At 62.5% G+C, this 22,675-nt stretch carries 13 protein-coding genes and 1 pseudogene; 4 read left to right on the top strand and 10 right to left on the bottom strand.

Annotated elements, in window-relative coordinates; all coding sequences use genetic code 11:
* Positions 1-161 precede the first annotated feature (161 nt).
* The 5 genes and pseudogenes from BM235_RS20385 to BM235_RS32655 form a co-directional block, all read right to left on the bottom strand.
* Entirely contained in the window at positions 162-812 is a 651-nt protein-coding gene (locus tag BM235_RS20385; RefSeq protein WP_090116085.1) for a nitroreductase family protein, read from the bottom strand.
* Positions 813-978: 166 nt separating this feature from the next.
* Entirely contained in the window at positions 979-3,291 is a 2,313-nt protein-coding gene (locus tag BM235_RS20380) for an alpha/beta hydrolase family protein (RefSeq protein WP_090116084.1), read from the bottom strand.
* A gap of 120 nt (positions 3,292-3,411) precedes the next feature.
* Positions 3,412-6,180: an SLC13 family permease gene (locus BM235_RS20375; RefSeq protein ID WP_158543778.1), complete on the bottom strand. Its 2,769-nt coding sequence runs from the start codon at positions 6,178-6,180 to the stop codon at positions 3,412-3,414.
* Positions 6,181-6,747: 567 nt separating this feature from the next.
* The gene (locus BM235_RS32660) at positions 6,748-7,065 is read right to left on the bottom strand and encodes a DUF3898 domain-containing protein (RefSeq protein ID WP_255374511.1); all 318 of its coding nucleotides are present in this window, start codon (positions 7,063-7,065) and stop codon (positions 6,748-6,750) included.
* Between the two features lie 327 nt (positions 7,066-7,392).
* Positions 7,393-8,124, bottom strand: a pseudogene (locus BM235_RS32655) (DUF3900 domain-containing protein); the annotation flags it as partial.
* Between the two features lie 182 nt (positions 8,125-8,306).
* Here BM235_RS32655 and BM235_RS20365 point away from each other — a divergent pair.
* Positions 8,307-8,927: a GyrI-like domain-containing protein gene (locus BM235_RS20365; protein WP_090116081.1), complete on the top strand. Its 621-nt coding sequence runs from the start codon at positions 8,307-8,309 to the stop codon at positions 8,925-8,927.
* Between the two features lie 47 nt (positions 8,928-8,974).
* Here BM235_RS20365 and BM235_RS20360 read toward each other — a convergent pair whose 3' ends face one another.
* Positions 8,975-9,580, bottom strand: a complete 606-nt coding sequence (locus BM235_RS20360) for a Uma2 family endonuclease (protein WP_090116080.1) — start codon at positions 9,578-9,580, stop codon at positions 8,975-8,977.
* Between the two features lie 243 nt (positions 9,581-9,823).
* Between BM235_RS20360 and BM235_RS20355 the strand changes: the two genes are divergently transcribed.
* Positions 9,824-10,186 carry a DUF3889 domain-containing protein gene (locus BM235_RS20355; protein ID WP_090116079.1) on the top strand — a complete coding sequence of 121 codons (363 nt, stop codon included), beginning with the start codon at positions 9,824-9,826 and terminating at the stop codon, positions 10,184-10,186.
* A 360-nt stretch (positions 10,187-10,546) separates the two neighbouring features.
* On the opposite strand, the gene BM235_RS20350 is transcribed toward BM235_RS20355, so the two are convergent.
* The 4 genes from BM235_RS20350 to BM235_RS20335 all read right to left on the bottom strand — a co-directional run bounded on the left by BM235_RS20350 (position 10,547) and on the right by BM235_RS20335 (position 18,449).
* Positions 10,547-14,803, bottom strand: a complete 4,257-nt coding sequence (locus BM235_RS20350) for a glycosyl hydrolase (RefSeq protein ID WP_158543779.1) — start codon at positions 14,801-14,803, stop codon at positions 10,547-10,549.
* A 325-nt stretch (positions 14,804-15,128) separates the two neighbouring features.
* A complete protein-coding gene (locus BM235_RS20345) occupies positions 15,129-16,427 on the bottom strand; it encodes a 6-phospho-beta-glucosidase (RefSeq protein ID WP_090116077.1) in 1,299 nt (432 codons plus the stop codon).
* A 25-nt stretch (positions 16,428-16,452) separates the two neighbouring features.
* Positions 16,453-17,424, bottom strand: coding sequence for an N-acetylglucosamine kinase (locus BM235_RS20340; protein ID WP_090116333.1), 972 nt, complete (start codon positions 17,422-17,424; stop codon positions 16,453-16,455).
* 23 nt (positions 17,425-17,447) lie between these two features.
* Positions 17,448-18,449 (bottom strand): LacI family DNA-binding transcriptional regulator, encoded by a 1,002-nt coding sequence (locus BM235_RS20335; RefSeq protein ID WP_090116076.1) that lies wholly within the window; start codon positions 18,447-18,449, stop codon positions 17,448-17,450.
* 301 nt (positions 18,450-18,750) lie between these two features.
* Here BM235_RS20335 and BM235_RS20330 point away from each other — a divergent pair, with 301 nt between their 5' ends.
* Positions 18,751-21,183, top strand: coding sequence for a PAS domain S-box protein (locus tag BM235_RS20330; RefSeq protein ID WP_158543780.1), 2,433 nt, complete (start codon positions 18,751-18,753; stop codon positions 21,181-21,183).
* Positions 21,184-21,338: 155 nt separating this feature from the next.
* Positions 21,339-22,493, top strand: a complete 1,155-nt coding sequence (locus BM235_RS20325; RefSeq protein ID WP_090116074.1) for a winged helix DNA-binding domain-containing protein — start codon at positions 21,339-21,341, stop codon at positions 22,491-22,493.
* The last annotated feature ends 182 nt before the right edge of the window (positions 22,494-22,675 follow it).

The raw sequence follows: 22,675 nt of genomic DNA, 5'->3' as shown, positions 1-22,675 counted from the left end.
TTATCGATACTTCTCCCCGCGCCGACTTCCTTCCAGGCGTCGCGATTTCCTTCTCTATTTTGCATCATAGCGCTTAACAGCCGCTTAACCGGAATTTCACGCACGCAAAAAGACGAAGCGGCGCGCGAGCCGCTTCGTCCTTATGAGTGCTAGACTAAATTTCAGTTCAGGCCCTGGCCGTTCCAGAACGTGATCTCGTCAAGCGGCAGGCGCGCCGTCGCTCTGCCCGGAGCCGCCGCCTTGCCGATCGCGATCAGCATGACGGGCACGATGGTTTCGGGGATGCCGAATTCTTCAACGAGCCGAACGGCGTTAAAGCCGCCCATCGGCACCGTGTCGTAGCCGCGCGCTTTGGCCGACAGCATGATCTGCATGCTGACGAGTCCGCCGTCCACAAGCGCGATCTGCGTTTGCTTTTCCTTGCTCAGGCTGCCGTACATCGCGAGGCTGCGCTCCGTGTACTGGTCGGCGAATTCGCGGGCCATGACGCCCTTCTCCACCGCGATGTCGTTGATTTGTCCGAGACGCTTGAAGCCTTCGCGATCCGCGAGCACCGCGACGACCGCGGACGAATCGACGATCTGCTGCTGGTTGTTCGCGATCGGCAGCAGCTTTTTTTGAAGCTCCTTGTCGTGGAAAACGAGGAAACGCCAGGACTGCGTATTGCTGCTCGAAGGCGCCAGGGAGGCCTCCGCCAAAATCTCCTTCAGCTCGGACTCGGAGATCTTCGCGTTCGGATCGTATTGTCGTACGGAATGGCGATCGCGGACGACGCTTGCATATTCGGTTGCGCTTGCGATAGTTTCGCTCATAAAAATTCCCTCCACATATTATGATCTATGTCTGGTTTGATCACAGTTAACGTCGCAAGCCGGCTTAACCGGTATCGGGACAGCTCACAACTGTGTTCTTTCAAACACAGTATACGGCCGCCCCGCTTTAACTGTCAACATGCGAATTACAGTTCGCATGCCAGGATCATGCAGGATCGATCCCGATATCGTCCAGCATCACTTTCCCCGGTTCGCCATCCAGCACAAATGAAATGCCGCTGATGCCGTCCGGCGTAAATGAAGGATTCTCTTCCGTCCAAGCGCCGAGCGGCAATCGGTAGGTTTGGAACACCGGCTCGTACGGCTCCAGGTATTTGCCTTCGTCGACAAGAGGCTCGAGCGGACCCAAACGCGTGATCGAGGCGCGGAAAAGCGGCTGCGGCGACGCATAGTCCGCGAGCGACAGCTCTGCGTACGTCCCATTCGCGTCCGTAAGGCCGATTCGAATGTCCGAAGCGCCGGACGCCCCCTCTTGCCCCGCCAGATCCCTCGATAGATCCGCCATCGCGAAGGAGAGCGCGGCCTCATCGTTTGCGGATGCGCCGGTCGCCAAAACGTTTGCCCAGGTCATCGTATATTTGCCGTCGGTCGCCCACTGCAGCGAGAGCCCGTGCGTGCCCTTGCCGTGCCGTTGCCTGTCGAGCGCCTCGGCGACCTCTGCGGTCACGCCGGCGGACGAAGTCCCGGCTATGCCTGCGCCAGGTGTCTCGGGGACGGCATTCTCGTCGTCGAACCGGGTCAAAGCGACGAAGGAGCCGCTCTCGTACCGGCTGACGTACCGCGTGGCCGGGAGATAGGCGCTCGCAGAGCGGTAATCCTCGAAAAGCGGCTCGTACGCGTCGTCTCCCCCGAGCGTCGCCTCCATGAAGGCGGTCAAGTAACCCTTGGCAATTTGCCGCTGCGCCTCTTCCGGGAGTGCGGGCTTTCGGAGGAAAAGTCCCGCCGGGAGCGAGCTGTCGCGCCGGCCCCAGCTCTCGTTAAATTGCCCGTGGTTGGCGCCCTCTATGTAGAGGGACGCCTTAAACGCCGAACCGGCTTGCCCGATCCCGCCCGCCGGAAACGTCGTGCGCGAATACTGCCGGTCGCCGAAAAAATCGTTGATATCGGCATCGGACGCGCCCTGCAGCGTCAAGTAAGAGATGCCGCTCAGTCGTGCCTGCTTGCCGTCCACGACGGTGTCGGTCGGCGCGATCGCGGCTACCGACACGATCCGATAGTCCTTCGCCGGGGGCAAGGACGCGTCGTCCGCGAACCACGCATCGCGGTCCGCCGCCATAGCGACCGCCTGGCCGCCTCGCGAGTGGCCGACGAGGGAGATTTTTTGCAAATCTACCTTCCCGTAGAGCGGAGAGGCCTGATCTTCGTTAAAATCGCGCAGTTGGCCGATATGCCGAAGCAGCACCCAGGCCCTCAGCTTCATATCCTGGTCGGGAATGCCCGACCAGACGGAGTAATTCAGGAAGTTCTCGTCGGCCGACACGACGATGAAGCCGCGGCTTGCGAGCTGCTCGCCCAGGTAGGCGTAGCCTCCGTCCGAATAATCCTCCATGGCGTGATTGCCGTGTACGATGAGCACGAGCGGAAATGCGCCGTCTCCCCGCGGCATCCACACGGTCCCGTTCAACGGAAGTTCCTTCGGCCCGAATCCCCAGTACCAATTTCGAAGCAGCGGCCAGCTCTTCAAATAGGCGGAAGCGTCCGCAGGCGCCGAGATCAGCCGCGCCTCCTTGCCGAACGCGGGACGGCGGTCGGTCCCGCTCCCGTAAGTGAAGGCGTCGTATGCGTAGCTGCCGGGCAGCGACGGATCGCCGGTCGTCAGGGGCCGGAAGGCGCCGACCGCTCCTCCCGCGCTCCCTCCGCCCGCGTCGGCTGCCGAATCGGCGTCGTCCATCGAAGCGTGGCGCAGCCCGTTCATGCGGAAAATCGAAGGATCCGCGATCCCGGCGCCCGCGCCGCACAGCAGCGCCAACGCAAGGATGGAGCCGGTCCGCCGCCGCATGCTCGTCTCCCTCGCGAGCGCTGCGCCGAGAAGCCAGCCCGTCGCCGCCGCCGCTAGCGTATAGGCGCATGCCAAAAGAAGCGACAGGGCAACGCCCATATCGCTGAATAACAGCAAAAAAAAGACGAGCGTGCCCGTGTACAGCAGCCCGCCGATCGTCGCGAACGGACCGGACAGCCGCGGCACGAACGTCAGCGCCCAGGCGATGAGCAGCGAGAGAAAAGCGAAGGCCGCCGTATGCGCGGAGACCGCAGACACGAGATCGACCGGCGTACCGAAGCCCGTCGGCGCTCCCAGCATGCCCGTGCCCGCAGCGGCTCCGCCCGCGACCCACAGCCCCAGGATCGCGCCGCGCCACGGCCCTTGGTCGCCTGCGAGGCCGCGGCTGATCCGCCATTCGCCCGGCAGTAGGCTGTAGGCGCGACGCGGCGGCGATATGCCGGTCTCTCTGTCGCTCATGCCTATCAGCCCCTTCTCTCATCTATCTGTGTCGATGAATCTATTATAATGCCGGCAAGCGACGCCAACCTACGACCAAGTTCAGGAACGGCGCTTCGCGATGCGATCCGAGCCGTCCGGTCAGCCGGCGCCATGGCCGATCAGCCCGAGCCATTTCCAATAGGGCACGCAGGCGACGGTCAGCAGCAGCACGGCGAGGCCGTAGCCAATCGCGGTCAACTGACCTTGGCGATGCGTGAACGATCGGCCTTCCGCGCTATAATAGCCGGTCAGATAGGTCGGAGACTGATAGGCGAAAAAGAACGGGTCGGTCGACAGCAAGATGACGAACACGAGCACCCAAGGGTGAATGCCCGCCTGCGCCGCCAAGCCGGCGGTCGACACGACGAGCAGGATGACGGCCGCGTCGTCCCGGACGACGAGCGTCACGACGAACGACAGCAGCACGACCGAGACGAGAAACAACGTGGGCGATCCCGAAAAAGCGGCCATCCGCGCGCCGAGCACGTTCGACATCGCGTCCACGACGCCGACGCGCTCGGCGACCTCGGCGAAGCTGAAGGCGACGCCGATGAACAGCAGGAACGGCCAGTCGATGCCCGTCTTCAGCGTCTCGCCGTCGAGCACGCCAAATACGACCAGCGCCGCAAACCCGAGCAGCATGACCCAGGCATAGTCTAATCCGTGCAGCGGCTGCAGGATCAGGAGCGCAATCGACCCAAGCGCAGCCGCCGCCGTCACCCGCTCGCTCCGGGTCCACCGCCCGATCAGCTTCAGTTGATCGTCGAGCACTTCTCTGCGGATGGGTCGTCCGGGCTCCCGCCGACGGAAGGTCCAGGCCATGAAGCCCGCCATCGCCCCGCCGAAGACGAGGAAGGCCGGCAGGGCGTAGATCAGCCATTGAAACCAGCTCACGCCCTCGGTCCCGCCGGCCATCCCGAGCGCCATGACGTTGGTGTAAGAGCCGGTCAGCACGAACGGGGCCGTGAAGCCGTAGAACACCATCGCCGTGAGCGACAGGCCCGCCATCCCTCGCGAGCGGTCCGCGAAGCCCATCGCTTCGGACAGCGTGCGGGCGATCGGCACGCCGAGCCCGACCTTTGCCGACGAAGAAGGGATGAGCGGATTCAGCAGCGCGCCGCTCGCGACGATTCCCCAGAACTGCCCGCGGTAACTGGCGGGAAAAAGCTTCAGCGCGAGCAGGGAGAAACGGTACAGCAAGCCGGACTTCGTAATGGCCGCGCCTAGCGCTAATATGAACAGCATGTAGAGCCAGCTTGGCGAGGCGAAGCCCGACAGCGCAACCGACGGCTCTACGACGCCGCCGACCACCCACAGCATCGCCATGAATAACGCAACGAGATAGTCCGGCACGACGCGCACGATCCACATGAGGACCGCGGCGATGCCGATGCCGATGAAGTCCATGCCCTGCCGGGTCAGCCCGGCGAACGGATCGGCGAAGTGGAAATAAACCAAGCCGGACAGCGCCAGCGCGAGGCCGGCAAGCAACGGAAGGCGGCCCCGCCCGAGCAGTGCGCCTGCCTGCTCGACGAGCCGCTTGTTCTGCTCGTCCCTCAGTTTTTCGCGGGCCAGCTGCAGGCCTCGCTCCGCGTTCTCTGCCTCGGTACCGGGGAGGGACTCGGCGAGCCGCATGTATTCGAGCGCTTTGTGCGAACGGCCCGCCCGCCGGCACCATTCAGCGCCCCAAGCGTACAGGGCCGCGGTCTGCGCCGGCTTGAAGCGATCGGACGCCGTCTCGCGCGCGGCCTCGAACCGGACGTACCCCTCTTCGCGGCCGCGCGCGAGGCAATCGTCCAGATAAGCGGCGAACAGCCCCGGACGGTCGAACAGCAACTCGTCGGGACAGCGTGCCAGCAGGTCCGCGAGCGGCAAGTCCCGCGGCAGCGCCGGAGCAGCCTCGGAACGTCGGTGCAAGGCCGTACCCGCATTGCCGCGATCTAGCGGCGACTCGGCTGCGGTCTCCAACGCCGCTGCGATCTGGTCGCGGGACGGCACTGTGGCCGCCTTCGTTTCCGATGCTGCGCCGCCGTTCGCGTCCGAAACGGACGGCCCGCCTTCAAGCAGCGCGATGAGCGCCGCCCATGCCCCGCCGTCGGACAGCACCGCCGCAGCCGAGGCCGTATCCCCCGCTTCCGCATAATAGATCGCGGCCTCGCGCGTCCACTGCGCGCGAGCGCCATGACCGCGCCGCTCGACGTATAGCTCCGTCAGCACGGCCCGAACCGCCGGCATGACGGAGACGCGCGCGGCGCGGTCCGGATCCTGTCGGATCATGGAGCGAAGTTCCGCATCCGCCGCCAGCGCGTCGTCGAAGGATGCAAGTCCCGTTGCGCGCTCCAGCAGCGGCTTGTCCGCAAACGGCAGCGCCGCCGCCGCGAACATCGCCGACGCGACTTCGGCTGGCCAGCATGCCGCCTGCTGCAGGATGCGGGCGGTCTCCGCTTCGCGCGTCTCCGTCAGCCGCGCGTTCGTCTGCGTCAGCCTGCCGGACAGCAAGCGGATGAAATAGGCCGACAACAAGGCATGCTCCTCGATCAGTTGCCGGAACGTCTCTTCGCCGATCTCGAAGAGCTCCGTCTCGGCGGCCGCTACGGCGGTCGCGCTGCGCGGCTCTCCGGTCAGGAGCGCCATCTCGCCGAGCATGTCTCCCTCGCGCAGTACCGTCAGCGCCCGCCGCGCGCCTTCGTCCGTCTCTACGTAGAGCGCGATCTGGCCACGCAGCACGACGTACATGCCGTCCCCCGGGTCGCCCGCGCGGAACAGCGTCTCGTCCGCCTGCAGCGTGCGCCGCTCCAAGCGTCCGAGCACCTTGGCCAGGTCCACGTTGGACAGCCCTTTAAACAGCGCGATATCCGCTATATTCACATGCATACCTCGACTTAGAAGTAAATTGATTGGACAGGCGGCTTTTGCTTGAAAAACCAGCTGCCACCTAACTGCCTCGCTCGCGGGAGCAGAACGAATAGCGGTCAAAAACGCCGCTATACGCCTGCACAACCAGGCCACACAGCTATATAGCGGTCAAAACTACCGCTATCCGCCTCGCTTGCGGGTCACACAGCTAAATAACGGTCAAAAACACCGCTATTCACCTCAAAAGCCAGGTCACACAGCTAAATAACGGTCAAAAACGCCGCTATTCGCCTGCACAACCAGGTCTCACAGCTATATAGCGGTCAAAACTACCGCTATCCGCTTCGCTTGCGGGTCACACAGCTAATTAACGGTCAATAACACCGCTATTCGCCTGCACAACCAGGTCACACAGCTATATAGCGGTCCAAACTACCGCTATCCGCCTCGCCGCCGGGTCCCGCAGGCAGTCTGCTCCTCTAGTAATCTAGGAGAAACTCCGTTAGCTGTACCGTCCGGGCGATATCATCGTATCGTACGCCCGGCACCTCGCCGCGTCTATTGCCGAAAGTTAACGCCTCAATGACCCGCGCGCGGACGGCCGCGCATGCGGGCGAGCACTTGCTCGATGTCCTCGGGGTGGAGCAGTTCGATCGGGGACATCCCCTTCTCGAAATGCAGGCCGTCGGCCTCGATCAGCAGCACGTACTTGCCGTTCATGCGGGCGATATGGATCGAATCGCCGTAGTCGCTCATCTTCGCCCGGACGGCAATATCGTCGGCCTTGAACTTCAGCTCCAGGTCCGGCTGATACTCGACGATATGGGCGGTCGCGCCCATGACGTCTTCGTGCGTCCACTTCTCCTGCAGCTGCCGCTTGTCGCCGGCCGCCCACATCTCGAATTCGCGCGCCTCCTGCGCCCAGCCGCCGCTGCCCCGTGCAGCCCGCGACACGCCTCCGCCGCCTCCGCCATAGCCGCCGCCCTGACCGCCGCCGTATGCGCCGCCGCCCAAGCCGGCTTCATCGTAACCCGCCGCGTCGTAGCCCGGCGCGCCGTAGCCCATGCTCGCCGACGGATCGCGCTCGCGGATCGCCTCGTAAGCGCCTTGACCGCCGGCGTCATCCGCGCCGGAACCGTAATCCGCAGGCCAACCGGCCTCCGGCCCAGCCGCCGAACCCGGCATCGCTCCCGCGCCTCCGTCCGCCGCATAGCCCGTCTCGCCCTCCGTGCCGTCTCCCGACCATTTGCGCTCCATATATTCCTGCACCAGGCCCAGGACCTGATCGTTCACGATCTCCGGCTTCGACTTCTCGTACGAGACGTACTTCAGGAAGTCCTCGAAGTAGCGCGCGTGCGACGCCTGATGAATCTTCAGCTCGTAAGGCTCGAGCATCCCTTCCTCCGGCATGTGGGGATACTGGATCGACTTGATGTTGCGCGCGCTGATCGCCATGTCGACCTTCGAGATCAGGCTGCGTTCGTCGGAGATGCGGGCGATCTTCGACTCGAAGTCGCACTTCAGCACGAACACGAACGGCTCGTCGAACAGCTCGTTCACCTTGGCAGCAGCCACGATAAATGCGCCTCCGCGCACCGCGCTCGTGTCCATGTAGCTCCGCAGCACGTCGTCGCAGGCATAATGGAACTGCTCCTTGGTCGTGGCCACGCGCAGCCGCTGGAACAGATTGTAGTTCGGGTTGCTCTCGGGCTCCTGCCCCGGCTCCATAATAAAGCGGCCGATCTTGGTCGGCGCCGCGGCGGTGTCCGGGTTCACGTCGGCCTTCCGCTTCGCGATCCGCGAGAATTCCTCGTCGAGAAACGACTTGACCTCGCTGTCCTCGTAGTCGTAATGATCCAGCGTTTGATAGTGCTTGTACCGCTTGTTCGTGTCCGTCTCCTTGCCGCTTTCCGACTGAATGACGAAGAATGACAAGTATTGTATGGAAAATCTCATTGGATACGGTCTCCCTGCTCTGTTCGAATCGATGTGACTTGCTGCGTTTTGCGCTATAAGCCAAGTGTACCGATCGCGGCTCGGAGTTGTCCAGCCCCCGTGACGGGCAAATATGCCGCTGACATGCCGTTGTCACCGGCGGTGCCGTATTATAACGTTATTCCTAGCGAGGAGGCCTGCTCATGCCAGCCAAAATCGATTATAAAAAACACGACAAAGCGCTCTATCTGCCCAAAGGCGAGCCCGTCATTCTCGACGTACCCGCCATGCCCTTCGCCGCGATCGATGGCGAGGGGGATCCGAACCGTCCCGCGTTCGCGCTGGAAACGGCGGCGCTGTACGCGCTGAGCTATGCCGTCAAAATGTCGTATAAAGGAAGCGACGCGCCGGAGGGGTACTACGACTATACGGTCTACCCGCTGGAGGGGGTGTGGGGCCTCGTGGATCTGACGCGGCCTGCCACGGATAAGAGCAACTGGAAGTATACGATAATGATCCGCCAGCCCGATTTTCTGACCGAGGAAGGGTTCCGTTACTTCGTCGAAAAGACGGCGGCCAAGAAGCCGAACCCGCAGCTAGCGCGCTTGAAATTCGTAACGATAGAGGACGGCCCGAGCTGTCAAATGATGCACACGGGCAGCTTTGAAGACGAGCCCGCGAGCTTCGCGAAAATGGAGGCGTTCTGCGCAGAGGCGGGCTACCGGCGAGCCTCAAAGCTCCATCGGGAGATCTACCTGTCCGACCCGCGCAGGACGGCGACGGAAAAACTGCGGACGGTGCTGCGGTTTGCGGTGGCGAAGTAGACGGTCTATCAGAAAAAGTCCGCGTTAGCTTCACCAAGCGTGCCCGCTTAGCTCAGCGAAGCCAGCCGCTCCAGCACGTCGCCTTTGAACAGCTCGTCCACCGCGAAGGAGACGCACGGGAACCGCTCCGACACGACGCGGTCCTGCTCCTCGAAAAGCTCCCCTAACCGGAAGCGGCCGTCGACGAGCACAAATTGCTCCAGCGTCCGGGCGGTCGGGTCGACGATCCAATATTCGGGCACGCCATGCTTCTCGTAGACCGCGTGCTTGCGTACCCGATCCCGCTTGCGAGAGCCCGGCGACAGAATCTCCACCGCCAGATCAGGAGCGCCCTCCACGCCGCGCTTGCTGACAATCTCCCAGCGGTCCTTGCTGACGAGCACGAGGTCCGGCTGCATGACGTTGGTCTTGCTCAGAATGATATCCAGCGGCGAGTACAACACGATGTAATCCGAGATGCAGCTCTGTACGAGCAGATACAATTTGCCGCTTATCGCCTGATGAAAAATATTCGGTCCGGGGGACAACAGCTCCAGCTTGCCGTCGAAAATCTCGTAACGGTTGCCGTCGTCCGGCATCTCTGCGTAAATATCGTAGGTCACGACCTGCTCGCGATCCTCGCCATCCCTGCCCTTCTTGTTCCCGTCGCCCATTTTCCCGCTCCCTTTTACGGTAAAAAGCGCCCCGTCAAAGCGACACGTCCCGTGTGCGGCTCCGACGGGGCGCTTCCCCGTACAATTAATTACCAGTATTATGCTTGGTTGACGAAGCCTTGTCAATCGCGATTCGCTACGATTCGCAATGATTCGGCCTCGACGCCCGCGTCGGCATCATCCGCTTCGATTGGGGCATAATGGTACGGTTGGCAACCGACGATACAGGAGGTCGTAACCGCAATGAGTCAAAGATTCCCCAAGGCGATAACGGGCGCAGCGCGCGCCGGCGTCCTGCTCGCCTTATTGGCCATCGCAGCCTGGACGGCTTTGGCGGTCCGCGCCGAACACGCCGATGCCGCGGATACGACCTATCACAAATGGAGCCTCATCGCCATCGAGGAGACGAAGCACAAGTACCCGCAGGCATCGCTCGTCGATTATTTGCACATCGGCAGAACGCAGCTCGGCAATGGCCTAAGCGAGGAGAAATTCAAGCTGTGGCTCCGCCAGGCCGACCGGGAATTCGGCGTGTACGTAACCGTCCGGTTCAACGACGCCGAGGATCGCTTGGTCTCGGTCGCCATGAAAGAGACGCCTCGCTGAGGCAGCCCCATGGGTAAAGGTTCCTTTTTTGATTAAAATCGCAATTTGTCGTTTGACGGCGCGCGCACGCGTTTAATTACAGATTAAGCCATGAGTCAATGGACGCGTCGTCCCCGGGGCGAACCCGGGCGCTGCTGCCGACTGCGCTTCGATCACGGCGGTACGATCTGCGGGTAGACGAACCCTAGACACAGCAATCCCGCATAGCCGCCCTGCCCACGAGCAGGCTCCGGCCCATCAGCCCTCTCGTTCGTCTCCCGTCGCAGCGCGCGACAAAGACGGCGCCCCGGCCGCTTGGCGGCTCGGGAGCGCCGTCTTTTTAATTGGCTCGGCGGGGGTTCACCGCCTAGCGCCGTCCTGCTATTCCAACGCGACTTCGTCCACGTACAAGGTCATCGTGCCCGTACCGTCCGGCGCGTACACTTGCAGGCCGATCGTTTTGATCGCCGTCTTGTCGATGCCGCCGGCATTCAAGTTAAGCGTCAACGTCTGATATTCCGTATTCAGCGTCGCTTCGTCGGCGCTCACCCACGTCCATGCGCCGCCGTGCTTAATGAATAGCTTGGCCTTGGCCGTGCCCGCGGCAAGACGCACCTTGAGCTTGATCGCGGATCCGTTGCTCAGGTCTTTGTCCGAGACCGCGCCGAGCTCAAGCTGCGGCGAACTTCCCGTGCCGGTCGCATTGAAATCCACCGCCAGCACCTTCGAGTCTCCGTCCGACGTCTGCCTTACGTTGGCGGCGCCGAGCGTGTTCTGGCTGTCGTTCAGCGCCCAACCTTCGGTCGAGCTGTCGAAGCCGTACAGCGTGCCCGTCGGCAACCCGCCGCCGGCGCTGCCGTTCGGCACCGTGCCCGCCGCGGCGTCGCTGACCGCGCGGATGTCGTCGAAGTACATCGAAGACGTCAGCTTGGTGCCTTCCGGCTTCGCGTTCGTGTAGATGGAGAACGCGTTCACCTTGGACAGGTTCAGCTTCGTGAGCGTGCCCGTCGCGCCGTTGGCCGGCTTGAATGCGTTAAACGGAGCGGTCACGAACTGCGCATCCTCCGTCGTCGTATCCGGATAATACTCGTACGTCTTGCCGTCGGCATTGATCTGCATGACGAGCTTCTGGCCCTTGCCGTCCGGCTTATACCAGAATTGCAGGGCGTTGTAGCCCGACCAATCCACGCCTCCGAGCGCCTTGGTGATGCCGGCATAGCCGCTGTTCCCCAACGTATAGGCGTACTTCAGCCCATAGCTGCCGCCGTGCTTGTTGCCTGCGTCGAGGGCTGAAGCCGTATCGTCGCCGCCCGCGTGTACGAACTTCGCGCCTAGCGCGTCATTGCTGCCTAGGTAGCCTTCGAAGTCGTCGACCGACGCCGGATCGGCGGCGGCATCCTGGTACGTGCTGTACAGACGGATGTTGTCGATATAGACCGGGTATTCGGCGCCGCCGCCGTCCAATCCGCTGCCGACGAGCGAGAGCGCCAGATCGTCAGCCGCCGCAAGCGCGTCCGCGTCCGTCAGATCGATCGCCGCCGCATAGTGGACGTACGGCTCCCCATTGATTTCGACCTTCTCCAGATTTTCAAAAGACACCTGCGTCGTGTCCATGCCATACTTGCGGTCCCAATCCGGGGGCAGCTGGACGACGCTGCGCAACGTTGCTTTGCCGCTCTTCGCGCCAGCCAAGACCGGCACCCACGCTTCGTATTTGAGACGTTTCACGCCGGAGAGCGTATCCGCGCCCGCGACGGCCTTGGCGTTTTTCAGCTCCAGCTTGAGCTCCTGCCAATCGTCCGTATACGTCGTGCCGACGACGCTCAGCTTGAGTTTCCCATTACCGTTCAAGCTGACTTGCGAGAGACTTTCGATGTCCGCCTGCCATCCGCCGTTGCTCTGAATGCCCTCGATGCCGTCGTCGAACGTATACGCGCCGATCAGCACCTCCGGAATTTTCACGAACACCGTGTTCGTCTGCGTCTGCAGCACCTTGCCGTTCGTGTCGTACGCCTTGACGGTGACGGTCGCCGACTTGCCGTTCAGGCTTGCCGCCGGGGACCAATCGGCCGTGTAAAAGCCGGTCGCCGGATCGAGCGTCAGCGCATGCTCGGCCTCGTCCCCAGCCGTCGTATAGACGACCTTGGCCGGCGTCTCGTTCAGGATGCGCGCGCGGATCTGCGTCGTAGTCGTCTTGACCGTGCTTTGGTCGGTCGGCGAAGCGACGTGCATGAACGGCTGCTCGCGCTCCGTCGCTACGTTGCGGTCGTAGGCGTGGGACACTTCCTTGTTGAAAAGGGTGTAAGACTCCTCAAAATACTTGACGAAGTCCGGCAGCATCTGATGCGCGGGCTGTCCCTCGCCCGTCGGATAAGGCACGTAGGCGGTCGGCCCGAAGTTCGCCCAGGTGAGCATATAAGCCATCTTCCTGGCGTCCGGATCGGACTGCAGCGCTGCGGAGAGCTTCGTGTAGAAATCGGGCGTCGTGTTGCCGCTGGCCTTCATCTGCTGATAGCCGAACTCGGTGAGCGCGGCGACCTTATGATGGCCGTCCGCTACGCGCGATACGAGCGCGGCTTCCGTCGTGACGCCGTCGAACCAGCTTTGGCCTTCCCCGTTATAGTAGCTGTCGAAGCCGAGGATGTCGACGTAGTCGTCTCCCGGATACGTCTCCATGTACCGATCCTCGCTCGTGCCGAAGCCGCCGCCAGGCGAGTAGGCGTACAGGAAATTGCTCACGCCCTTGATATCTCTCAGATACTCGACCGTATAGCGATAAATCTCGCGATATTCATCCTTCGTCGTGAAAGCCGAGCCCCACCAGAACCAGCTGCCGCTCTGCTCGTGGAACGGACGGTAAACGACCGGGATCGGATTGCCGTTGTCGTCCTTCAGGCGGTTCGCGAAGTCCGCGATGTTGTCGAGGAACGCATTGTATTCGGCATGTTTGTCGCCGCCCGGCAGAATATGCGAGACGACGTTGCCCTTCAGGTCGTAGAAGTCGCCGCCCGTCACGAAGTTCGGCAAGTGCGAGCTCAGCGTCAATACGCCGCCGTAGTTATAGGCCTTTTTCATCACGTCGATCAGCTTGTCGCGGCTCTGTGCGAAGTCGCCGGATACGCCCGGCTTCTCCTTGCCTTCCAGCGTGAGCGTGTCCCAGCCGAACAGCGCAGGATACTCGCCCACCGCGTTGTACGCGTCGGACTCGGTGCCGTCCCGCTTGCCGATGGACAAGCCTTCCGTCGTCGCGTGCTGCTGCCCGAACAAGATGCCTTTTCCGCGAATCTCGTTCAAGTAAACGAACAGGGACTTCGTCGCGGCGGACGCATCCGGATCGACGAGGTTCACGCTGACCGCAGGGTTGGTCGGCGTCGTAACGGGCGAATTCGTCGAAGGCGAGATCGCGCTGGGCGTGGCGGCGCCGTTCGCGATGCCGAACGTGCCTGCTTCGACCGGTTTCCCGCCTACGGTGACGCCGGACGCCGCGATGAACGCGGATCCCACCGCGCCGCCGCCCGCTATCGTCGTGCCGCCTGCGCCCGAATTTACCTTCAGGTCTTTGATCGACGCGCCCGCAGCCAGCTCTAGCCCGACCGGCCCGTTGAACGTCGCGGCTTCGATCCGGACGCCTTGACCCAACTCCAGCTTTGACGCACGCTCCATCGTGATTTGGCCGATCGCCGTCTTGCCGGTCGCTTGTACGCGAACCTCGCCTTCCTTGCGGTCGACGACGACCTCGCCCAGCGTCGAATCGTTCAGGATGACGGTGTGCGGGCCGCCGCCCGCGATGAACGTCTTGCCTTTGACCGTGACGCCGTCGAGTTTCACTTCGCCGTCGCCGATGCCGGCAGACAGGTACAAATTGCCGCTGACGACCGCGTTCTTAAGCGTCGCTCCGTCGTGATTGACGACGACGTTGCCCGCGATCTCCCCGCCTTCGACGATGCCCGCAGAGGCATAATAACCTGCGACGAGCTTGTCGATCAGCGTCACGACCTCGGCCCGCGTGATGCTGTCGTTCGGACGGAAGGTGCCGTCCTGATAACCGCTAAGCACCCCGGACAGCGCGTCCACCGCCGACTTGGCGTAAGCTTGAATCTTCGCGCCGTCGCTGAAGCTCGCCGTCGCTGAAGCGCCCCCCGATGCGGCCAGCGAAAACACGCGCGCCAGCAGCGTGACCGCGTCCTGACGGCTGATCGCGTTCTCCGCCTGCGCCCGATTCCCCGGGAAGCCCTCGTAATAGCCGGCTTCGCGAGCGATCGACAGCGCGTCGGCGTACCAGCTTGATTCCCGGACGTCGGAGAAGGCCTCGTTCGATTCGGCATAAAAGCCGAATACGCGGTTCAGGATCGTCGCGAACTCGGCGCGCGTGATCCGGTCGTTCGGATGGAACGTCTGGTCGGGATATCCGCTAAGCACGCCGCTCGCCGCCCATTTGGCGATGCTGTCCTTCGCCCAATGCTGCAGCGTGTCGGACAGCGGCTGCCCGGCGGTTGATGCTGATACGGCGGACGGAATTACCGTCGCCGACGATTCGGCAGCCCATGCCGACGCCGGCGCGGCGACGCCTGTCAACACGGCGGACGCCGCCAGCGCCGTCGATAGGGCGCCGGACAGGATTTTCTTTGAAGCTTTCATCAGAAAACCTCCTTCAACAAGATGAGCTAAATCGCAAATTCGGTTAGCGCTAACAACGAAAAAAAACATTTACTCTGCATGTACGCAACCAGAATATGCCTCAGATTATAAAGCGCTTACTTTTTATAAAATAGGTGTTCAAATGTTTTTTATATAACGATTTTTGTTTTATAATCTAACTTTAGATGATTAATTATTATCGTTAGGTTTACAAATTCAAACAAACACTTATAAATTTGTTAGGTTTATACGATTCAAAACGCGGGCACGAAAAAACCTCCCGCCGCAGGCTTAACTGCGACAGGAGGCTCTTAAGCCGCCGTATTTAGAAAAAAGCAGGCAGATAAGGACGGTTCTTTTCCAGCATTTCGTCCAGCAGCCGCTTCGCCACGCGGACGGACGGCACGAGCGGATGCGCCGCCATCGCCTGCAGCGCCAGATCCCGATCGCCCTCCACTGCCGCGCGGATCGTCAGGCGTTCGTATGTCTTCACGGCATGAATGAGCCCCTTCGCCTGCTCGGGCACCCGGGTCACCGGCAGCGCCAGCGGTCCCTGTCCCGTCACGACGCAATTCACCTCGATGCAAGCGTCCGGCGGGAGAAAATCGAGCGTATTGCCGTTCGGCACGTTTAACGTCTGAATATCGCGTTTATCGCCGTAGAGCGACTCCATCAGGTTAACCGCCGCCTCGGAGTAGTAGGCGCCTCCGCGTTTCTCCAACTGCTTGGGCTTCTCTTGCAGGTCCGGGTCCTTGTACAGCTCGAACAGCTCGTCTTCGACCTTCTTCACGACCTCTGCGCGGGTGCCGCCGCCCTTCAGCGATTCAAGCTGCTCCTCGAGCATGACGTCCGTCATGTAAAAGTATTTGAGATAGTAGGAAGGAAGCCCGCCTAGCGAGCGGAGGAAGTCCGGGTCCCATTCGGATGCAGGCACGTTTTTGCCGCTGTATTCCTCCCGCTTGTCGAGCAGTTCGGGCAGCCGATCGACGCCCTCGACCTCGATGCGCGTCACCCAGTGCAGATGGTTGAGCCCGACGAACTCCGTATAGATGCGCGACGGCGTCGTGTCGTACTTGGCGCTTAGCCACTTCGCGAGACCGATCGGCGCGTTGCATAAGCCGATGCTTCGCACCTTGGAATAGCGGCGGATCGCCTCGGTCACCATGCCCGCCGGATTGGTGAAGTTGAGCAGCCAGGCGTTCGGCGCCAGCTCTTCGATGTCCCGGCAGATGTCGAGCAGGGCCGGAATCGTGCGCAGCGCCTTCATCATGCCGCCGGGGCCGGTCGTCTCCTGGCCGATGACGCCGTGCAGGTTCGGGATGTGCTCGTCCCACTTGCGGGCCTCGAGCAAGCCGACGCGCATCTGCGTCGAGACGAAATCCGCGCCTTCGATCGCTTCGCGCCGATTCAGCGTCAGATGCACGCTGATCGGCAAGCCCGACTTTTCGACCATGCGCTTCGCGAGCGCGCCGACGATCTCGAGCTTGTGCCGTCCCGCTTCGATGTCGACGAGCCACAGCTCCCGGATCGGGAGCTTGTCGTACCGGTTGATGAAGCCTTCCACGATCTCCGGCGTATACGAGGAGCCTCCGCCGATGACGGCCACCTTCAGTCCTTGCGCCATGCTAATCACCCTCCTGGTATATGGATCAGATCGCTTCGAATTCAGCCGCGTCCTTCAGCGTCTCGCGAGCCGCCTCCGGCAGCGGGCCGTCCGCCTCGAACGCCAGCCACAGCGCGCCGACGACCGGCTCGACCGCCAGCTTCACCACCGAGGCGTTCGGCGCTGCCGCAGCCACGGCCTTCCGAATCTCGGCATGCACGAAGTCTCCCTTGCCCCGCGTCAGAATGCTGCCTGCCATGACGACGTCGAACGTCTCGTCCGCCATGCCGAGCCTGCGGATAATCGCAGTCGCCTGCCTCCCCAGCTCGTCGCCCTGCTTCCGCAGAATCGCCTGCGCGGCCGCGTCTCCGCCCTCGGCTGCCTCGAACAGCAGCTTCGCGAGATGAAGCGGCGGCTGCAGGTCGCGGTCGAGGTAATCGTGGAACATCTCCTCGACCGTAGCGTAGCCTGTCTCCGCCAGCACGAGCGGCGTGAGCGCCGTCTCCGCCTCGCGTCCGTCCCAAGCGCGAACGACCGTGCGGAAAGCCTCTACGGCCAACGCCATGCCGCCGCCGAAATCGCCCGTCATATAGGTGAATCCGCCGACCTGGAGGCTCTCCCCGGCGGGACTTAGGCCCGCGCCGTTGGTACCGCTACCGCAGATGAGCACGACGCCGTGCGGCCGACTCGTGCCTGCTCGCATCGCGATGATCGTATCGCAGTGAATCTCGTGCTTCGCGAAGTCGAGCTCCGCGATCATCGGACGCAAAATCCGGAAGTCCGCCTCGCGATCGGCGCCGGCCAGGCCGAAGCAGGCGGACGCAACTTGCTCCCGAGAGATCCCCGCGGCGGCAAGCGCCATCTCCGTCGCTTCTCTGATGCTGCGCCGCGCGACTTCCCGGTCGATCTGATGATTGCCGTTGCCGCTTTTGCCTTTTCCGACGACCTGTCCTCTCTCGTCCGCGACGAGCGCGTAGGTCTTGGATCCGCCGCCGTCGACGCCCAAATAATATTTCATCCTCGTCTCTCCCTCTTGCTCATTCATTCCGCTTTGAAAGCCTCCGCCGTCGAATCCCTGACGATCAGCTCCGGATCGATCTGCACCGTGACATGGCGCCGCTGCTGACCCTCGATCGCCGCGAGCAGCAGCTCCACGCCCTTGCGCCCGATCTTGTCCGCCGGCTGGCGGACCGTCGTCAGCGCGGGCTTGAGTTCAGAAGCGAGCACCTGGTCGTCGAAGCCGACGACCGACAGGTCCCGCGGCACGCGAAGTCCCGCGTTCTTGCAGGCGTCGACGACGCCGAGCGCGATGTGGTCGTCGGCGGCGAAGACCGCTTCCGGCAGGCTCCCCGCCGCGATCCATGCCTCCGCGACCCGATAGCCGGACGCGATGTCGAACTCGCCGGGCTCGACGCTCCAGGGCGTGAGTCCCGCCTCCGCAAGTGCCTGCAAAAATCCCCGCTCCCGGTCCTGGCTGCTTAAAAAAGCGCGCGGTCCCGCGATATGCGCGATCTTGCGATGTCCGAGGCCGATCAGATGCCGCGCGGCCTCGTAGCCGCCTTTGAAATTGTTCACGACCACGGACGGCGCCGAAGGCGAAGATTGCTGATTATCCAGCAGGATATATGGAATTCTTTTCTGCAGCAGCTCCAGTTCGTACCCGTCCTCCTGCATCGGAGACAGCACGATGACGCCGTCTACGCGGTCTTCCTCGAAGAGCAGTCTGCCCGAACTGCCGCCGGCTCCCGTCTCTACCGATAGCGCGAGGAAATAGCCCTGCTCGGCCAGCCGATCGCCGATCTCCTTGACGACCGCGTCGAAAAACGAGTCCTGCAGCGTCGCCAGCGTGAGGCCGATGACGCCCGTACGCCCTCTGGCCAGACTCCGCGCCGCGGCGCTCGGGTGGTAGCCGAGCTCCTTCATCGCCCGGAGCACCTTTTCTCTGTTTTTCTCCCTGACCGACGGCGCGTTGTTAATGACGCGGGATACGGTAACTACGGACAGTCCCGATTTTTTCGCGACGTCGAAGATGCTGATTTTCACGCTGCCGCGCTCCTTTTCTCCCTCAAGAAGGCTGACTGATTCTGGCTGCGCACCGCAGCTTCGCAAAAGTTTAAACGCTTTAACTTTTATGCCGTTATTTTAGCGTATCTTCTTATCATTAATCAACCCCGAATGTTTAAACGCTTATACTTTTATGCCGCGTTTTTCTTTACACGATTTAGCTCACGCCGGTTGGCAGGATTATGAGCGAACGCACAGAATTTATAAAAGCCGGCTTTCGCCCAGTCAACCGATCCAGTCATCTTGGTCCAGTCCCCATTTAATTAGGAGGCTTTCCGCCTTGTCCATAAAGCTTAAACTTACCGTTTTCCTGTCCCTTCTCGTCGCGGCGATCCTCATGCTGAACTTGTCGATTACGTACTTCTGGTCCAAGGCCGGCATGCAGAAGGCGGCGATCGACCGCATGGATATTATATCGAAGCAGATCGGCGAATCCATCAAATCGTACGAAGACGAGCTCGAGCGGCTGGAGAAGGCCCAGGAGGAAAAGCTGCTCGCCGCCTCGATCGCGATTCGCAGCTCATTGGATCCGGACATCGACAACGTGACCAACGAAGAGCTCGTCAAACTGACCGAGGAGCTCCAGCTAGAGGGAATCTCGCTCTGGGTGCGGACGCCGAACGACATCGTCGTCAAAAAATCCTCGAAGCCCGGAGAGATCAATCTCGGGTCCAACACGATGGATTACTGGTACAGGGCGTTCCAGCAGCTCTTCGCGCGTCAGCCCGTCAACGTCGGCTTCGGCCGGGCCATGCCGAACTTCTGGTCGGGTCCGTTCAACTTCGCCACCTCGGATCCCGACTTGATCCTGAAGTGGGGCGACTATTACGACGGCACGACGAACTATATGATCAATCCTTTTATGCGGGGCGACGTCCTGGTCGACTTCAAGGACTCGGTCGGTACCGAGAAGCTGATCAAGCAGCTGCTGCAAGACAACTCCGATCTCGTCGAGGTTACCGGCATCGATCCCGCCTTTTTCGGAAAAGCGCCCATTATCAAGATAAAAAAGGGCAAGCCCGTCTACAATCTGGACGTGCGCGACATCGTATTCGGCACCTACGCCTATAAGGACGACGCCGACGTCGAGCATGTGAACACCGCCATCACCACGGGAGAAACCGTGACGGCGAACAGCCGCTCCGGCGGCAAACGGCTGCTCAAGAGCTATATTCCGATCCATGGAGACCGGGACTATATCGTCACCGTGAGCTTTGACCGCGCCGCGATCAGCGGCGATCTCGACCGGCAAATGCTGTTAAGCAGCGTCATCGGCCTCGTTCTGCTGGCCGCCACCGTCGTGACCAGCTATTGGCTGTCGGGCCTGATGATCCGCCCGGTGCAGCAGATTCTGCGCAAGGTCAACGCGGTAGCCGAAGGCAGCTTCGACGATCCGCTGCCGGTCGCCAGCAACGACGAGCTCGGCCGGCTGTCCGACCGCGTCAACACGATGGCGAGCAATCTCAGTACCTACACGAACCGGCTGCGAGACACGGCGGCGGAGCTGCGGAGCACCAAGCAGTATCTGGAGTCGTTCGTGCATCACAGCTCGGACGCCATCCACGTGGCCGATCCCGCCGGGAATCTAATGCAGGTGAACGCCGCATTCGAAAAAATGTACGGCTGGAGCGCCGCCGAAGCGCTGGGCCGCCGGCTGCCCGAGGTTCCCGAGGAGCTCCGCGAGGAGGATTCGCGCGTCCTGCGAAAAGTAGTCAAGGGCGGCTCGGTCGCGGACTGCGAGACGATCCGCTATCGCAAGGACGGCTCGCAGATCGACGTCAGCATCACGGTATCCCCCGTGCGAGACGAGCATGGAGAGGTCGTCGGCATCGCCTCGATCTCGCGGAACATCACCGCGCGGAAAGCGACCGAGGAGATGCTGAGACGCACGGAGAAGCTGTCGATGGTGGGCCAGCTCGCCGCGGGCGTCGCGCACGAGATTCGCAATCCGCTCACGACGCTCCGGGGGTTCGTCCAACTCCAGCAGCAGACGGGCGGCATCACGCCGTCCCATCTCGACACGATGCTGTCCGAGCTCGACCGGATCAACTTCATCGTCGGCGAATTCCTCGTCCTGTCCAAGCCGCATGCCGTCCGCTTCCAGCTCGTCGACATCCGCTCCATCATGAAGGAGACGGTGGCGCTGCTCGAGGCGCAGGCGATCATGAACAACGTGCAGTTCGAGCTGCGCGAAGCCGACGAGCTGGCGCCGTTGAACGGCGAGCCCAACCAGTTGAAGCAGGTTTTTCTGAACGTGCTCAAAAACGGGATGGAGGCGATGCCGGAAGGCGGTACGCTGCGTATCGGCATCTGGGCGGAGCGGCATAGCGAGAATGGCGGCAGCGGAACGGTCGGCAGAGATGCGGTTGGCAGAAATGCGGTTGGCGAGGCGGTTAGCGGCAGAGAAGCGGTTGCCGAGGCGGCGGCTGCGCGCGAGCCGGAGATTTTGGCGGACGAGGCGGCGATCGGTACGACACAACAGGCTGATCCTGCTTCGGACGACAGCATCTTGATCGTCATCGAGGACGAAGGCTTCGGCATTTCCGAAGAAGAGCTGAAGCATCTGGGCGAGCCGTTTTACTCCAACAAAGCCTCGGGACACGGCCTCGGCCTCATGGTCAGCCAGCAGATTCTCGCGGGGCACAGGGGCACCATCCGCTACAAGAGCGCGCTGGGCCAGGGGACCCGCGTCGAGATTCGGCTCCCTTATTGACGACCCGTATCGACGATTGAAGCCGTATCGAAACGAAATGGAACAATTGGCGCCGATGCGGCATTCCTTCCTGACAGACTGCTGTCAGAGAGCATGCGTTATTCTTGGGTTAAGCGATGAGGCTTGAAGCGCCTCGCCAAGGAGGAGCGATTCGCATGAACGAATGCCCGTTGAACCAGAGCTCGCCAAATAGCGGCTTAGCGGCCGCTCCGACGCTGGATAGCCGCGCGTTGAACCGGGCGCTGCTGGCCAGGCAAATGCTGCTTCGGCGGGAACCCATGACCGCGTTCGAAGCGATCGAGCGGCTGTGCGGACTGCAGGCGCAGGCGCCGATGGCGCCGTATTACGCGCTTTGGTCGCGGCTCGAGCGCTTCGAGCCCGCCGAGCTCGAGGGTCTGCTCCTGGGCCGCGAGGCGGTGCGGATGGCCTTGATGCGGGCCACGCTCCACCTCGTCTCGGCCCGGGACGCCCTGGCGCTGCGCCCGTTGCTCCAGCCCGTGCAGGATCGCGGCCTGGCAGGCAACTTCGGCAAGCGGCTCGCCGGCGCGGATGCGGACGCGATCGCCGCCCTGGGGCGCGAGTGGACGGCCGAGCGGCCGCAGAGCTTCGCCGAGCTGGGCGCGCGGCTGGCCGAGCGCTGGCCGGGCAGCGATCCCGAAGCGCTCGCGGCCGCGGTCCGTGCGCGCGTGCCGCTCGTACAGACGCCGCCCCGCGGCTTGTGGGGCCGAAGCGGGCAGGCGCTGCATGCGCCGCTAGAGACGTGGACCGGCCTGCCGCAGGAGACGGGCTGCACGGACGAGGCGCTCGTCGTGCGCTACCTGTCGGCCTTCGGGCCGGCATCGGTCAAAGACATGCAAGTATGGTCGGGCCTCACGAAGCTGCAAGACGCGGTTCGGCGGCTCGGCCCCCGGCTCGTTCGCTTCCGCAGCGAGCACGGGACCGAGCTGTACGACTTGCCCGAGGCGCCGCGCCCGGACGCGCACATCCCGTGTCCGCCTCGCTTCCTCGGCGAGTTCGATCAGATGCTGCTCGCTTACGCGGACCGATCCCGCATCCTGCGCGAACCGCACAAGCAGCGCGTTTTTACCGCCAACGGACTCGTGCGTCCCGTCTTTTTGCTGGACGGCTTCGTCGCCGGCAAGTGGGAGATTCGGCAGCGGCGCGGCGATGCGCTGCTGCTCGTCGAGCCGTTCGCCCCGCTGTCGGCGGACGATCGCGAAGCGCTCGGCGAGGAGGGCGCCCGCCTGCTCGCCTTCGCGGCGCAGGGCTGCAACCATGATATTCAGTTTGCGGAGAGCGTTGAGGACTGAACGGGTTCCCCGTCGCGCGCTTGCTCTGCTCTGACGTCCCGCAACCGCAGACTTTGCGACCGCATGGATGCGTTCTTTGCTGGAGCACCATTGTGTGACGGGGAATTGCACGGTTTTTCCGCATAACTCCGTTCCCGAGCAGCGATTGGCCGGGAATTACACGGTTTTTCCGCACAACTCCG

Source organism: Cohnella sp. OV330 (genome assembly GCF_900112065.1).
Classification (GTDB): Bacteria; Bacillota; Bacilli; order Paenibacillales; family Paenibacillaceae; genus Cohnella.
The sequence above is the reverse complement of the archived record's forward strand: the minus strand, read 5'-3'. Positions and strand labels throughout refer to the sequence as shown.